Genomic DNA, 12,206 nt, shown 5'->3' with positions numbered 1-12,206 from the left:
ATGCCCGATGCCTCGTTGGCGCCACGGCCGGGCGGTCTGCAAGAGTGGTGCGCTGTGACGGACGATCTTTCCTTCCTCCGCAGACAGGCGCGCACGCAACGCTTCACGCTGGGGGCGCCGAAGGAGTTCCGCGTCTCGCCGGACGGCTCCCGGCTGCTCTTCCTGCGCGCCGAGTCGGGCACCGACCGCAGGCACAGCCTCTGGTCGCTCGACCTCGGCTCGGGAGCCGAGTCGAAGGTGGTGGACGCGGCGGAACTGCTGCCGGGCGAGGAGGAGCTGCCGCCCGAGGAGCGGGCGCGGCGCGAGCGGGCCCGGGAGACGTCGGGCGGCGTCGTGGCCTACGCGGTCGACCGCGAGTTCACCGTCGCCGCATTCTCCCTCTCCGGCAGGCTCTACACGGCCGACCTGGCGAGCGGCGCGGTGCGGCCGCTGGCCGACGAGGCCGTGATCGATCCGCGGCCGGACCCCACCGGCAGCCATGTCGCCTATGTCAGCCGGCGCAGGCTGCGCGTGGTCGAGGTCGCCTCCGGCACGGATCGCGCGCTCGTCGACGAGAGTGACGAGGACATCGCCTGGGGGCTGGCCGAGTTCATCGCCGCGGAGGAACTGGGCCGGGCGCGGGGATACTGGTGGGCGCCGGACGGGCAGGGCCTGCTGGTCGAGCGCAGCGACCGTTCCGCGGTGCCGCGCTGGCACATCGCCGACCCCGCGCAGCCGCAGGCGCCGGTGAACACGGTGGCCTACCCGGCGGCGGGCACCACCAACGTCTCCGTGTCACTTTCCTTTCTCGGCCTCGACGGCAGCAGGGTCGATGTGCGCGCGGGCGACTGGGAGTACCTGGTCGCCGTGCACTGGTCGGCGGGCGGCCCGCCGCTGATCGCGGTGCAGCCACGCGACCAGCGACGGCTGGAGGTGCACGCGGTCGACTCGGCGGACGGGTCGACGACCCTGCTGCACACCGATACCGATCCGGACTGGGTGGAGATCGTCCGCGGGGTGCCCGCCTGGACCTCGGACGGCAGGCTGGTGCGGGTGAGCGCGCAGGACGGCGCCTACCGGCTCGTCGTGGACGGCGAGCCCGTCACGGGTCCGCGGACGCAGGTGCGCGCGGTGCTCGACGTCGGCGACGAGGTGTTGTTCAGCGCGTCGGAGGACGACCCCACCCAGATCCATGTGTACCGCACGGAGCGGGGATCGGTGCGTCGACTGTCCACTGCGGACGGTGTGCACGTCGGCGCGGGCACGGCGGCCGTCACCGTGCTGTCGTCGTGGAGCATGGAGTACAGCGGGGCCGAGGTGTCGGTGCTGCGCGACGGCGATCCGGTCGCCAAGGTGGCATCGTCGACTGTGGATCCGGGCATCGAACCCAACCTCACCTGGCTGACCGTGGGGGAGCGCGGCCTGCGCGCGGCGTTGCTGCTGCCGACCGGCCACCGGCCCGGCAGCGGCAGGCTGCCCGTGCTGCTCGACCCGTACGGCGGCCCGCACGCCCAGCGTGTGCTGCAGAGCCGCAACGCGTTCCTCACCCCGCAGTGGCTGGCCGACCAGGGGTTCGCCGTGCTGGTGGCCGACGGCCGCGGCACACCGGGACGTGGTCCGGCCTGGGAGAAGGAGATCGCGGGCAGGCTCGCCGAGGTCAGCCTCGCCGACCAGGTCGACGCACTGCACGCCGTCGCCGCCGAGCATCCCGATCTCGACCTCGGCCGGGTCGCCATCCGGGGCTGGTCCTACGGCGGCTACCTCTCGGCGCTGGCCGTACTGCGCAGGCCGGACGTCTTCCACGCCGCGGTCGCCGGGGCGCCGGTCACCGACTGGTCGCTGTACGACACGCACTACACGGAGCGCTATCTCGGCCACCCGGAGGACAACCGGGACGTCTACGAGTGCAACTCGGTGCTCGCCGACGCCGCGAACCTGCGCCGCGCGCTGCTGATCGTGCACGGTCTCGCCGACGACAACGTGTTCGTCGCGCACGCGCTGCGGCTGTCCTCGGCGCTGCTGGCGGCGGGCCGGGCGCACACGTTCCTGCCGCTGGCCGGCGCGACGCACATGACGCCGCAGGCCGAGGAGGTCGCGGAGAACCTGATGGCGACGCAGGTCGAGTGGATCAAGCGAGAATTGGAGGCGTCATGAGCGACGATGGCGGAGCTTGCGGAGCTGCGCTCGTGAAAGCCGACCGGGTGCGGGTGTCCCGCAAGAGTCTGGAGGCTTATTCATGAACCGCTGGGGTATCACGATCCCGCTCACCGGGGTCCCGCTGACCGCGCACCGGGAGCTCGTCGAGCGGCTGCCCGACCTCGGCTACACCGACGCGTGGTCGGCCGAGACGGCGGGCACCGATGCGTTCTCGCCGTTGCTGCTCGCCTCGCAGTGGGCACCTTCGCTGCGGCTCGGCACGGCGATCGTTCCCATCTACACTCGCGGCCCCGGGCTGCTCGCGATGAACGCGGCGACGCTCGCGGAATGCGCGCCGGGCAGGTTCGTGCTCGGCATCGGCACCTCCTCGCCGGTCATCGTCGAGGGCTGGAACGCGGCCGAGTTCACCGAACCGTTCCAGCGCAGCAGGGACACGCTGCGCTTCCTGCGCTCGGCGCTGGCGGGGGAGAAGGTCACCGAGAACTACCCGACGTTCTCGGTCAGCAAGTTCCGGCTGGAGCGGCCGCCGGACCCGGCGCCGCCGATCATGCTCGCGGCACTGCGCCCTGGGATGCTCCGGCTGGCCGCGCGGGAGGCCGACGGTGCCATCACCAACTGGCTCGCGCCGGCCGACGTGCCGAAGGTGCGCGCCGAGATCGGGCCGGACACCGAGCTGGCGGCACGGATCTTCGTGTGCCCCACCGAGGACGCCGATGCGGCCAGGGGCCTTGGCCGCATGCTGATCAGCAGCTACCTGACCGTGCCGGTGTACCGGGCGTTCCACGAGTGGCTGGGCCGGGGTGACGTGCTTGCGCCGATGCACGAGGCATGGGCCGAGGGCGACCGCAAACGGGCCAACGAGGTGATTCCGGACGAGGTAGTGGACGAGCTCGTCGTGCACGGCAGCACCGACGAATGCCGCGAGCGTATTCAGTCCTATGTAGACAACGGTCTGGACACGCCGGTGATCGCGCTGCTGCCGACCGGCGGCGACCCGCTGGAGCAGGTGCAGGCCCTCGCGCCACGGTAGATCGTCGGCAGTGCGCGCTACGATCCCGGCCATGGCAACCGCACCGTTCTCCGGAATCGGCCGGATCGTGCTGCTCGTCGAGAACCTCGACGAGGCGCTGGCGTTCTATCGTGACGTCCTCGGCTTCACCGTGCTCTACGACGACACCGTGGACGGCTACCGGTACCTGCATATCGGGGTGCCCGGCCAGGACGGTGTCGGGCTGTGGCTCATGCCCGCGGGCTCGGAGCGGGAGCGGGTCCTGGTCGGGCGGCAGAGCGGCGACCAGCCACTGCTCGTGCTCTACACGGCCGACCTGGACGCCGCCGGCGCGCGGCTGCGCGAGCACGGTGTGCGGGTGTGGGCCGAGAGCGAGGAGCCGGGCAGCCGGTCGCTGCACTGCGCGGACCTGTACGGCAACGTGCTCGTGGTCGCGCAGCTGACGCCCGCCTGAGCACGCCCTCGTGAGTGCGTAACAGTGTTCTGACTCGTGTGTGCACTCACGAGCGGTGACCAGGCCGTTAGCCCAGCACCCGACCGAGAAAACCGCGCAGGTAACCCGCGACGACGCCCAGGTGGCTTTCCAGCAGGAAGTGGCCGCCGTTGATCAGGTGCACCTCCGCGTCCTTGGCGTCGCGGGCGAAGGCCCGCGCGCCCGCCGGGCCGAAGATCTCGTCGTTGCGGCCCCACACGGCGAGCACCGGGACCTCGCTGGTGCGCAGGAATTCGTGCAGCAGCGGGTAGAGCGGGCGGTTGTTCGCGTAGTCGCGGAACAGCGCCAGCTGTACCTCGTCGTTGCCCTCGCGGGAGACGTGGGCGAAGTCGTGCTCCCAGGTGTCCGGGCTGACCAGGCTCGGGTCGGGCACGCCGTGCACGTACTGCCAGCGGATGGCGTCGACGCTCAGCGCGGTGCGGACGGCGGGTTCGGTGTCGGGGCCGGGGTTGGCCGCGTACGCCCAGACGTCGGTCCAGAACGACTCGACGAAACCGTCCTCGTAGCCGTTGCCGTTCTGGGTGACGAGGGCGGAGATCCGTTCGGGGTGCTTGAGCGCGAGGCGCCATCCGATGGGGGCGCCGTAGTCCTGGACGTAGAGAGCGTAGCGGTCCAGGCCCAGTTGGCCGAGCAGTCCGGAGGTGACTTCGGCGAGGGCGTCGAAGGTGTAGGCGAACTCCCCGGCGAGGGGGGCGTCGGAGCGGCCGAAGCCGAGGTGGTCGGGCGCGATGACATGGTAATCCCCGGCCAGCAGTGGGATGAGGTCGCGGAACATGAACGAGCTGGTTGGGTAGCCGTGCAGCAGGACGATCGCGGGCGCGTCGGCGGGGCCGGCTTCGCGGTAGAAGATCTCGTGGCCGTCGACGGTGGCGGTCCGGTGGTGCACCGAGCTCATTTTCTAACCCCTTTGAATCTTTAATCTGGTTAGTTCCTCGTCATGCAAGCACGGGATGGTCTAACCTGTCAAAGGATTCGATCTGGTTAGAGGGAGAGTGTCACCCCATGGACGCGCTGCTGGACCTGCTCAACAGCAGGCCACTGGTCAACGGCGAGGAACAAGACGCGCTCGGCGATCCGGCCGGAGGCAGACGCTGGGCGCGGGAGCATGGTGGCGAAGGCAGCCTCGCGGAACTGGCGTTGCTGCGCGAGGCGCGGGACGCCCTGCAGGACGTAGTGAGGGGAGAAAGCTCGCCCGCCGCGTTGAGCCCGCTGCTCGAAGGGGTCCACCAGGTCCCCGAGTTCACTTCGGATGGTCTTCAGTGGACAGTCAAGGCGCCCCCGCACGCCCGGCTGGCCGTCGAGGTGGTCCTCGCCTGGGCCGCCACCGAGAAGCAGCTACCCGGCCGACTGCGCCCCTGCGCCAACGACGAGTGCCGGCTGTTCCTGCTCGATCGCAGCCGCGCCAACCGCGCCCGCTGGTGCTCGATGGCTGTCTGCGGCAACCGCGAAAAAGCACGTCGTCACCACGAACGCACCCGCTGATCCGTTTCCGCAGGTCACCGGTCGTGAGTGCGTAACAGTGTTCTAACTCGTGTGCGCACTCACGAGAGAGGTGACCAGGCACAACGCCGCACATCCCTGGGATCAAGGACAGGCTCTTACAGACACGGCCTAGCCCCAGATGGCGCGCGCGCTGACCAGGCCGGCCGCCGCCGCGCCGAACCCGGCGAGCACGGTGATCACCACGTTGAGGACGGCGTAGAGACGGGCCCGCTCGGTGAGCAGGCGGACGGTCTCGTAGCCGAACGTGGAGAAGGTGGTCAGCGAGCCGCAGAGCCCCACGCCCACCAGTGCGTGGACGGCTCCCGGTTCGCCGCCGGTCAGCGCCCAGCCGGCGAGCAGGCCGAGCAGTGCGGAGCCGGTCACGTTGACGGTCAGCGTCCCCCAGGGGAAGACGGAGTCGTGGCGGCGCTGCACCCGCTGGTCGACGAGGTATCGCAGCACCGCCCCGGCCGCACCGCCGAGCATCACCAGCAGTGTGGTCACGGCCGCCGCCTGCCCGCGTAGCGAACCACCTCGACCTCGTCGAGCGTCACCAGGCCGCCGTCGATCAGCTCGTCGAGCTGCGGCAGGAAGTCGCGTACCCGCTGCTCCTCGTCGATGATCACGACCGCGACCGGGAGGTCCTCCGACAGCGACAGCAGCCTGCTGGTGTGGATCAGCGAGCCCGCGCCGTAGCCCTCGATGCCGCGCAGTACGGAAGCACCGGCGAGCCCGGCGTCCCTCGCCCGGCGCACCACCTCGTGGTACAGCGGCCTGTGCTGCCAGCTGTCGTCCTCGCCGAGGTAGACCGTGAGCCGCAGCGCATGTCCCGACAGTCGCATCACGCGCCCCCCGCTCGTCGTCCCACGTTCCGGCGCAGCAGCGCCCGAGCGCCCAGCATCCCGAGAATCACGGCCGCGAGCGAGGCGAGCACCGAACCGGCCGTGTACAGCAGGGCCACGCCGAACCGTCCCGCCAGCGCGGACTCCACGCCGTCGAGGACGTAGGTGGAGAAGGTGGTGAACCCGCCGAGAACGCCGATCCCCAGAAACGGGCGGAGCAGCCGGTGTGGCTGAGCGGCCTGGGTGATCGCCACCATGAGGACGCCGATCAGCAGGCACCCCGAGACGTTCGCGAGCAGGGTGGAGACTGCGAACCCGCCGCGGGGATGGGGCAGCGCTTCGGCGACGCCGTGGCGGGCGAGACTGCCGAGCGCGCCACCGGCGGCGATCACCGCCAGGACGTCCCACCGCAGCGCAGCCATACGGCCGGAACCTACACCTGATCGTCCCGCCGAGGATTGGCCGATCGCCCGAGTGGGTAGGGCTTGGACCATGGCACAGACCGTCACCGAACGCCTGATCGCCGATCACCTGGTCGGCGGCGAGATGAAGCCGGGCAGCGAGATCGCCCTGCGTATCGACCAGACCCTGACGCAGGACGCCACCGGGACGCTGGTCATGCAGGAGCTGGAGGCGATGGACCTCGACCGGGCGCGGACCGAGGTCAGTGTGCAGTACGTGGACCACAACCTGCTGCAGGCGGACGAGAAGAACGCCGAGGACCACGAGTTCCTGCGCACGGCCTGCCGGCGGTACGGGCTGTGGTTCTCCAAGGCCGGTAACGGGGTGTCGCATCCGACGCACATGCAGCGCTTCGGTGTGCCGGGTAAGACGATGGTCGGCTCCGACTCGCACACCTGCGCGGCGGGCTCGCTCGGCATGCTGGCCATCGGCGTCGGCGGGTTGGAGGCGGCGATGGCGATCGCCGGCAGCCCGATCTATCTCCAGATGCCCGAGGTCTGGGGTGTGCGGCTGACCGGTGAGCTGCCGCCGTGGGTCTCGGCGAAGGACGTCGTGCTGGAGATGCTGCGCCGGCACGGTGTCAAGGGCGGGCTGAACCGGATCATCGAGTACCACGGTCCGGGCCTGGAGAGCCTCTCGGCGATGGACCGGCACGTGATCGCGAACATGGGTGCCGAGCTGGGCGCGACGACCACCGTGTTCCCCTCGGACGGCGCGGTGCGGGACTTCCTGCGTGCCGAGGACCGGGCGGACGACTTCGTCGAGGTCGTGGCCGATCCGGGCGCGCAGTACGACATCACCGACGAGATCGACCTGTCCACGCTGGAGCCGCTCATCGCGAAGCCGTCCTCGCCGGGCAACGTGGTGCCGGTGCGCGAGGTCGCGGGTACGGAGGTCGGCCAGGTGGTGATCGGCTCCTCGGCCAACCCCGGCCTGCGGGACTTCGCCGTCGCGGCGTACATGGTGCGCGGAAGACAGACCAACGATGCCGTGAGCTTCGACGTGAACCCGTCCTCGAGGGAGATCTTCGCCGACCTGACGAAGATGGGCGCCACGTTCGACCTGATCTCCGCGGGTGCCCGGATTCACCAGGCCGGTTGCATGGGCTGCATCGGCATGGGGCAGGCACCCGCCGTCGGGCACAACTCGCTGCGGACGTTCCCGCGGAACTTCCCGGGCCGCTCCGGTACGAAGGAGGACCGGGTGTGGCTGTGCTCGCCGGAGACGGCGACGGCCGCGGCGATGACCGGGGTGATCACCGATCCGCGGGACCTGGCCGACAAGCTGGGCCTCGGCGTGCCCGAGCTGAAGCTGCCCGAGCGCGCGTCGGTGAACACGGACATGCTGGTGGCGCCACCCGATCCGGAGCAGGCCCGGCAGGAGGAGATCGTCAAGGGCCCGAACATCTCGGCGCTGCCGGAGTTCCCGCCGCTGCCCGACCGCGTCGAGGCGCCGGTGCTGCTCAAGGTGGGGGACAACGTGTCCACCGACGAGATCTCACCCGCAGGCGCGCGCGCTCTGCCGTACCGGTCCAACATCCCCATGCTCGCGGAGTTCACCTTCGACCCGATCGACGAGCACTATCCCGAGCGGGCGCACGAGGTGGCCGACACCGGGCACTTCGTCGTGGGCGGTGACAACTACGGGCAGGGCTCCTCGCGCGAGCACGCCGCCATCACCCCGCGGCATCTCGGGCTGAAGGCGGTGATCGCCAAGTCGTTCGCGCGCATCCACTGGCAGAACCTCGCCAACTTCGGGATTCTGGCGCTCGAGTTCACCGATCCGGCGGACTACGACCGGATCGACGACGGGGACACCCTCCTGCTGGACGGCCTGCGGGAGGGCTTGCCCGGAGGGCCGGAGCTGACCCTGCACAACGTGACCAGGAGCGAGGACTACCGGCTGTGCCACCGGTTGTCCGAGCGTCAGGTGGAGGCCGTGCTCGCCGGTGGGCGGATCCCGCTGCTGGCGCGCTCCTGACGATGATGCGCGCGCCGGTAGCTGGACGGCGGCGCGTCGTAGAGGTCGAGGAAGGCCTGCCGCAACGTCTCGGTGGAGCGGAAACCGCAGCGGCGGGCGACCGCGGAGAGCGGGAGCTCACTGGCCACGAGAAGCGTGGCGGCGGCCTCGGTGCGGACCGTGCGCACGTAACGGCTCGGTGAGGTGCCGAGGTGTTCCTGGAACAGCCGGGACAGCTGCCGGACGCTGAGCCCGGCCTTCGCCGCGAGCGCGGGCGAGCTCAGGTCCCCGGCGGGCTGTGCGGCGATGTGCCCGGTCAGGTCGCGCAGCACGCGGTGCTCGGGTGCGGTGGTGGCCAGGAACATGCTGACCTGGGCCTGGTTACCGGGTCGTTGCAGGTAGGTGACCAGGTGGCGGGCGATGTCGCGGGCGAGTGACGGCCCGTGGTCCTCCTCGACCAGGGCGAGGCTGAGGTCGAGGGCGCTGGTCACACCGGCGGAGGTGTAGACGTTGCCGTCCCTGACGAACAGCGGTGCCGGGTCGACCGTGACACCGGGGTGGCGGGCGGCGAGCCGCTCGGCCCAGCGCCAGTGTGTGGTGACACGCCTGCCTTCGAGCAGGTTGGTGGCGGCCAGCACCGTGGCGCCGGTGCAGACGGATGCGACGCGGCGCGAGTGGCCGGCGAGCCTGCGCAGGTGGGTGGTCAGCCGGACGTCCGCGGCCGCGTGCTCGTGACCGAGCCCGCCCGCGACGATCAGGGTGTCCACGGGCCCGGCGAGGCGATCGAGACGCTGCTGGCTCAGCAGGGTCAGCCCGGAGCCGCAGCGCACCGGCCGTCCGTCGAGGGTCGCCAGCCGGATGTCGTAGTCCGGTGTGCCGCGGAGCCGGTTGGCCGCGTCGAAGACGTCCGACGGGCAGGCGATGTCGAGCAGCTCGGCGTCGTCGTAACCGACGAGCACGACCCGGCGCATGGGCCGACGGTAGCACCGGCACCGGCACACAGACATGGTTCGCAGGATTTCGGCCAGGACGGCCACACGTCGGCCGGTGGACCGCGACGGTGAGACCATGACGAGAGACAACAGAACGATCGCGTTCGTGCTCTACCCCGGGGTCACGCCGTTGGACCTGGTGGGACCGCTGCAGGTGCTCTCCATGCTGGCGGCCCTGCGGCCCGGTTACGCGGTGACCGTCGTGGCCGAGCGGCTGGAGCCGATGGAAACGGACACCCCCGTGCGCCTGTCCGCCGATCACACGTTCGCCGACGTCCCGGACCCCGCGGTGCTGATCGTGCCGGGCGGGCTGGTGCCGACGATCCGGGCGATGACCGACGAGAACCTGCTCGGGTACGTGCGGCGCGCGGCCGCGGGAGCCGAGGTGGTGGCGTCGGTCTGCACGGGCTCGCTGGTTCTCGGTGCGGCCGGGTTGCTGACCGGGCGGCGCGCCACCACGCACTGGGCGTTCCTCGGCACGCTGGCCGGACTGGGCGCCGAGCCGGTCGCGCGGCGGTGGGTGGAGGACGGCAAACTGGTCACCGCGGCGGGCGTGTCCGCCGGCATCGACATGGCGCTGCACCTCGTCGGCCGGCTGGAGGGGGCCGACGCTGAGCGCGCGGTGCAGTTCGGCGTCGAGTACGACCCGCGGCCCCCGCTGGGCGGGCTCGACTGGGACCAGGCGCCGAGAGAGCTGTGGGCCCCCGTACGCGAGTACGCGCTGCGGGAGGGCCTGGCGGACCGGCCGGACCTGCGAGATCGCCTGGTCAGCGCCACGGTCGAGACTGAGGGGAACCTGCCTGCATAGGCGGCTCCGGGGCACGATAAGCTCTCTGCCATCACCCTCTGCCGAGGGTGGTGGCCGGGCTGTGGCGCAGTTTGGTAGCGCACTTGACTGGGGGTCAAGGGGTCGCAGGTTCAAATCCTGTCAGCCCGACCGGCAAGAGGCCGTCTACGCAGGTAGACGGCCTCTTTTTTCTTTGCCCTAACGGCCTCAGCCCCGGAGCATGACACATTTATGTCACCCGCTCCGGGCATTGCGGAGACCGCTCACGCTGCTACTCGCAACTGCCGGTCGACGTTTGCTGCGGGCAGGGGAGCAGCTTCGTGTGACCTGACCAGCTGTAACGACACCTGCGCGATGGCGATATTGAAGTATCAATCTCCTCGCGAGAGGGTTCCATGAAACGCGTCTTTGCGACCGGCCTGTTGTCGCTTTCCCTGCTCATCGTCGGCTGCACCACGGACGTCGGCCGTAGCACGTCTGCGACCACGACGCAGCGCCCGACGTCGAGCCCGGCGACCACGGAGAAGACCACCGAGCGGCCGTCGACCACTGCTACGACCCCGGAGCCAGCAGCTGCCGAAACCGCCGTGGCGTCGGAGCCGAAGCGTCCGACCCCGACAGCGGGTTACCAATGCATTGAGGGCGACGAGGATATCTACGAGGTGTGTGCTGCACACGAAGCCTGGGTGGCCGGACAGGTCGAGTTCGCGGAGTGCACGAACAGTGGCGGCGACTGGAACATACCCCTACAAGAGTGCACCTATCCGCCACGTACGGAAGCGCCAAGCAAAGACGACGTGCACTCCTCCGACCCCGAGTTCCGCGACGCAAATGGCGAGACTTACGAGGAGTACTGCGCACGCACTGGTCAGACTCTGGACAACTGCGCCGCCGGATAGCTCAGGCCGCGGCCAGGTTGAGGAGGGCATCAGCTCGGCGGGCGTCTAGCACGTCGGCGACCTCGTCCAGTCGATCGGGGAACAGGTGTCCGTAGATGTTGAGGGTCATCGCGGCGTCGGCGTGCCCGAGCATCTGCTGAACCACCTTCACGTCCGCCCCGGCTGAGATCGCCAGCGAGGCGGCCGTGTGTCGGAGCTTGTGCGGCGTTAGCCCGTCGACCTTGAGCTTGGCCGCTGTCACCGCGGGGACGAACTCCCGAGTGCGCCAGTTGTGACTACGCAGCGACTGTCCCCGGGCCGTCGTGAACACGAGCTCGTTCGGCTCCCGGGCGTCGAGCAAGGGACGAAGCACCGGGACGAGCGAGGCAGGGAAGGAGACCGTCCGCCGCTTCCCGGTCTTGGGCAGTCCCTCATGTTGCACCCCACCGACCTCGTAGAACGTCGTGGCGACTCGGATGCGCCGCTTGTCGAGGTCGACTCTGCCCACGCGTAACGCCGCGGCTTCACCCCAGCGCAGGCCAGTGTAGGCAAGCACCAGGATGAAGGCCTTGTTGATCGCCGCCGAGGCTGTCGGTCGGTCGTACTTCGTCCGGAGTGCCGCTGCCGCCGCTGCCAGCCTTTCGACCTGCTCGTAGGTCAGGTACACCTGCTCCGCATCGGGCTGTACTGGTAGTTTGATCCCGCGAGCCGGATTAACGGGTATCCGGGAGGGTGTGCACCACTCAAGCACCATTGCGAGCACACGGTAGGCGTGGCGAGCCTGCGATGGACCGAGCCCGCTCCCGCCGTCTTTTTTGTCCTTGAGCAGCTTTGCGACCCACACGGCCAGGTCTTCACTGATGATGGCGTTCAGCGATAGGTCTCCCCATTTCGGATTGACATGGTTGTCGAGAAGGCCGCGATACTTCCACCACGTCGACTGTTTGAGGTCGTGCCTGGTGTCCAGCCACTTCTCAGCGATCTCCGCGAAGGTCACTTTGGCCAACCCGGGATCGACGTACGTGCCTGCCGACAGCGACGCCTCCAGTTCGGTGCGCCGACTCTCGGCTCGTTCCTTGTTCGGCGAGACTTCGGACTTGAGCTTTCCTGCCCTGTCGTAGTACCGCACGAGCCAGCGTGCCGGAGGCTTACGCCCATTGGACTTC

General features: G+C 69.8%; 13 protein-coding genes and 1 tRNA gene. 8 read left to right on the top strand and 6 right to left on the bottom strand.

Annotated features, from left to right (window positions below; translation table 11 throughout):
- From JAP66_RS11555 to JAP66_RS11545, 3 genes are all read left to right on the top strand, one after another.
- Positions 1 to 2,133, top strand: coding sequence for a S9 family peptidase (locus JAP66_RS11555; RefSeq protein WP_199431678.1), 2,133 nt, complete (start codon positions 1 to 3; stop codon positions 2,131 to 2,133).
- A gap of 82 nt (positions 2,134 to 2,215) precedes the next feature.
- On the top strand, positions 2,216 to 3,166 hold the full coding sequence (locus JAP66_RS11550) for an LLM class F420-dependent oxidoreductase (protein ID WP_199431677.1): 951 nt from the start codon (positions 2,216 to 2,218) through the stop codon (positions 3,164 to 3,166).
- A 31-nt stretch (positions 3,167 to 3,197) separates the two neighbouring features.
- Complete coding sequence (locus JAP66_RS11545) at positions 3,198 to 3,599, top strand: VOC family protein (RefSeq protein ID WP_199431676.1); 402 nt, start codon at positions 3,198 to 3,200, stop codon at positions 3,597 to 3,599.
- A 67-nt stretch (positions 3,600 to 3,666) separates the two neighbouring features.
- On the opposite strand, the gene JAP66_RS11540 is transcribed toward JAP66_RS11545, so the two are convergent.
- The gene (locus JAP66_RS11540; RefSeq protein ID WP_199431675.1) at positions 3,667 to 4,533 is read right to left on the bottom strand and encodes an alpha/beta fold hydrolase; all 867 of its coding nucleotides are present in this window, start codon (positions 4,531 to 4,533) and stop codon (positions 3,667 to 3,669) included.
- Between the two features lie 107 nt (positions 4,534 to 4,640).
- Here JAP66_RS11540 and JAP66_RS11535 point away from each other — a divergent pair, with 107 nt between their 5' ends.
- A complete protein-coding gene (locus JAP66_RS11535; RefSeq protein WP_199431674.1) occupies positions 4,641 to 5,120 on the top strand; it encodes a CGNR zinc finger domain-containing protein in 480 nt (159 codons plus the stop codon).
- A gap of 129 nt (positions 5,121 to 5,249) precedes the next feature.
- On the opposite strand, the gene crcB is transcribed toward JAP66_RS11535, so the two are convergent.
- Genes crcB through JAP66_RS11520 form a run of 3 tightly spaced genes read right to left on the bottom strand, consistent with a single transcriptional unit; the run spans position 5,250 to position 6,384 of the window.
- Entirely contained in the window at positions 5,250 to 5,624 is a 375-nt protein-coding gene (gene crcB, locus JAP66_RS11530; RefSeq protein ID WP_199431673.1) for a fluoride efflux transporter CrcB, read from the bottom strand.
- Positions 5,621 to 5,962 carry a DUF190 domain-containing protein gene (locus JAP66_RS11525; RefSeq protein ID WP_199431672.1) on the bottom strand — a complete coding sequence of 114 codons (342 nt, stop codon included), beginning with the start codon at positions 5,960 to 5,962 and terminating at the stop codon, positions 5,621 to 5,623. Before JAP66_RS11525 ends, crcB begins: the two co-directional genes overlap by 4 nt.
- The gene (locus tag JAP66_RS11520) at positions 5,962 to 6,384 is read right to left on the bottom strand and encodes a fluoride efflux transporter FluC (protein ID WP_199431671.1); all 423 of its coding nucleotides are present in this window, start codon (positions 6,382 to 6,384) and stop codon (positions 5,962 to 5,964) included. The genes JAP66_RS11525 and JAP66_RS11520 overlap by 1 nt, the downstream gene beginning before the upstream one ends.
- 70 nt (positions 6,385 to 6,454) lie before the next feature.
- On the opposite strand from JAP66_RS11520, the gene JAP66_RS11515 reads away from it, so the two are divergent.
- The gene (locus JAP66_RS11515; RefSeq protein ID WP_199431670.1) at positions 6,455 to 8,404 is read left to right on the top strand and encodes an aconitate hydratase; all 1,950 of its coding nucleotides are present in this window, start codon (positions 6,455 to 6,457) and stop codon (positions 8,402 to 8,404) included.
- On the opposite strand, the gene JAP66_RS11510 is transcribed toward JAP66_RS11515, so the two are convergent.
- Positions 8,350 to 9,354: a GlxA family transcriptional regulator gene (locus JAP66_RS11510; protein ID WP_199431669.1), complete on the bottom strand. Its 1,005-nt coding sequence runs from the start codon at positions 9,352 to 9,354 to the stop codon at positions 8,350 to 8,352. The genes JAP66_RS11515 and JAP66_RS11510 overlap by 55 nt on opposite strands.
- Positions 9,355 to 9,451: 97 nt before the next feature.
- Between JAP66_RS11510 and JAP66_RS11505 the strand changes: the two genes are divergently transcribed.
- The 3 genes from JAP66_RS11505 (at position 9,452) to JAP66_RS11495 (ending at position 11,061) form a co-directional block, all read left to right on the top strand.
- Positions 9,452 to 10,183 (top strand): DJ-1/PfpI family protein, encoded by a 732-nt coding sequence (locus JAP66_RS11505; RefSeq protein ID WP_199431668.1) that lies wholly within the window; start codon positions 9,452 to 9,454, stop codon positions 10,181 to 10,183.
- Between the two features lie 55 nt (positions 10,184 to 10,238).
- Positions 10,239 to 10,312, top strand: a tRNA-Pro gene (locus JAP66_RS11500).
- Positions 10,313 to 10,557: 245 nt separating this feature from the next.
- Positions 10,558 to 11,061 (top strand): hypothetical protein, encoded by a 504-nt coding sequence (locus JAP66_RS11495; RefSeq protein WP_199431667.1) that lies wholly within the window; start codon positions 10,558 to 10,560, stop codon positions 11,059 to 11,061.
- Position 11,062: 1 nt separating this feature from the next.
- Here JAP66_RS11495 and JAP66_RS11490 read toward each other — a convergent pair whose 3' ends face one another.
- Complete coding sequence (locus JAP66_RS11490) at positions 11,063 to 12,169, bottom strand: tyrosine-type recombinase/integrase (protein ID WP_307849529.1); 1,107 nt, start codon at positions 12,167 to 12,169, stop codon at positions 11,063 to 11,065.
- Between the last annotated feature and the right edge of the window lie 37 nt (positions 12,170 to 12,206).

It is taken from the genome of Qaidamihabitans albus (assembly GCF_016464705.1).
GTDB classification, from domain to species: domain Bacteria; phylum Actinomycetota; class Actinomycetes; order Mycobacteriales; family Pseudonocardiaceae; genus Qaidamihabitans; species Qaidamihabitans albus.
This window is presented reverse-complemented; position numbering and strand designations above follow the sequence as displayed.

Bases quoted from the DNA above. Each gene is read 5' to 3' on its own strand.
- JAP66_RS11555 (WP_199431678.1), top strand. From the start codon at position 1: ATGCCCGATGCCTCGTTGGCGCCACGGCCGGGCGGTCTGCAAGAGTGG.
- JAP66_RS11550 (WP_199431677.1), top strand. From the start codon at position 2,216: ATGAACCGCTGGGGTATCACGATCCCGCTCACCGGGGTCCCGCTGACC.
- JAP66_RS11545 (WP_199431676.1), top strand. From the start codon at position 3,198: ATGGCAACCGCACCGTTCTCCGGAATCGGCCGGATCGTGCTGCTCGTC.
- JAP66_RS11540 (WP_199431675.1), bottom strand. From the start codon at position 4,533: ATGAGCTCGGTGCACCACCGGACCGCCACCGTCGACGGCCACGAGATC.
- JAP66_RS11535 (WP_199431674.1), top strand. From the start codon at position 4,641: ATGGACGCGCTGCTGGACCTGCTCAACAGCAGGCCACTGGTCAACGGC.
- JAP66_RS11525 (WP_199431672.1), bottom strand. From the start codon at position 5,962: ATGCGACTGTCGGGACATGCGCTGCGGCTCACGGTCTACCTCGGCGAG.
- JAP66_RS11520 (WP_199431671.1), bottom strand. From the start codon at position 6,384: ATGGCTGCGCTGCGGTGGGACGTCCTGGCGGTGATCGCCGCCGGTGGC.
- JAP66_RS11515 (WP_199431670.1), top strand. From the start codon at position 6,455: ATGGCACAGACCGTCACCGAACGCCTGATCGCCGATCACCTGGTCGGC.
- JAP66_RS11510 (WP_199431669.1), bottom strand. From the start codon at position 9,354: ATGCGCCGGGTCGTGCTCGTCGGTTACGACGACGCCGAGCTGCTCGAC.
- JAP66_RS11505 (WP_199431668.1), top strand. From the start codon at position 9,452: ATGACGAGAGACAACAGAACGATCGCGTTCGTGCTCTACCCCGGGGTC.
- JAP66_RS11495 (WP_199431667.1), top strand. From the start codon at position 10,558: ATGAAACGCGTCTTTGCGACCGGCCTGTTGTCGCTTTCCCTGCTCATC.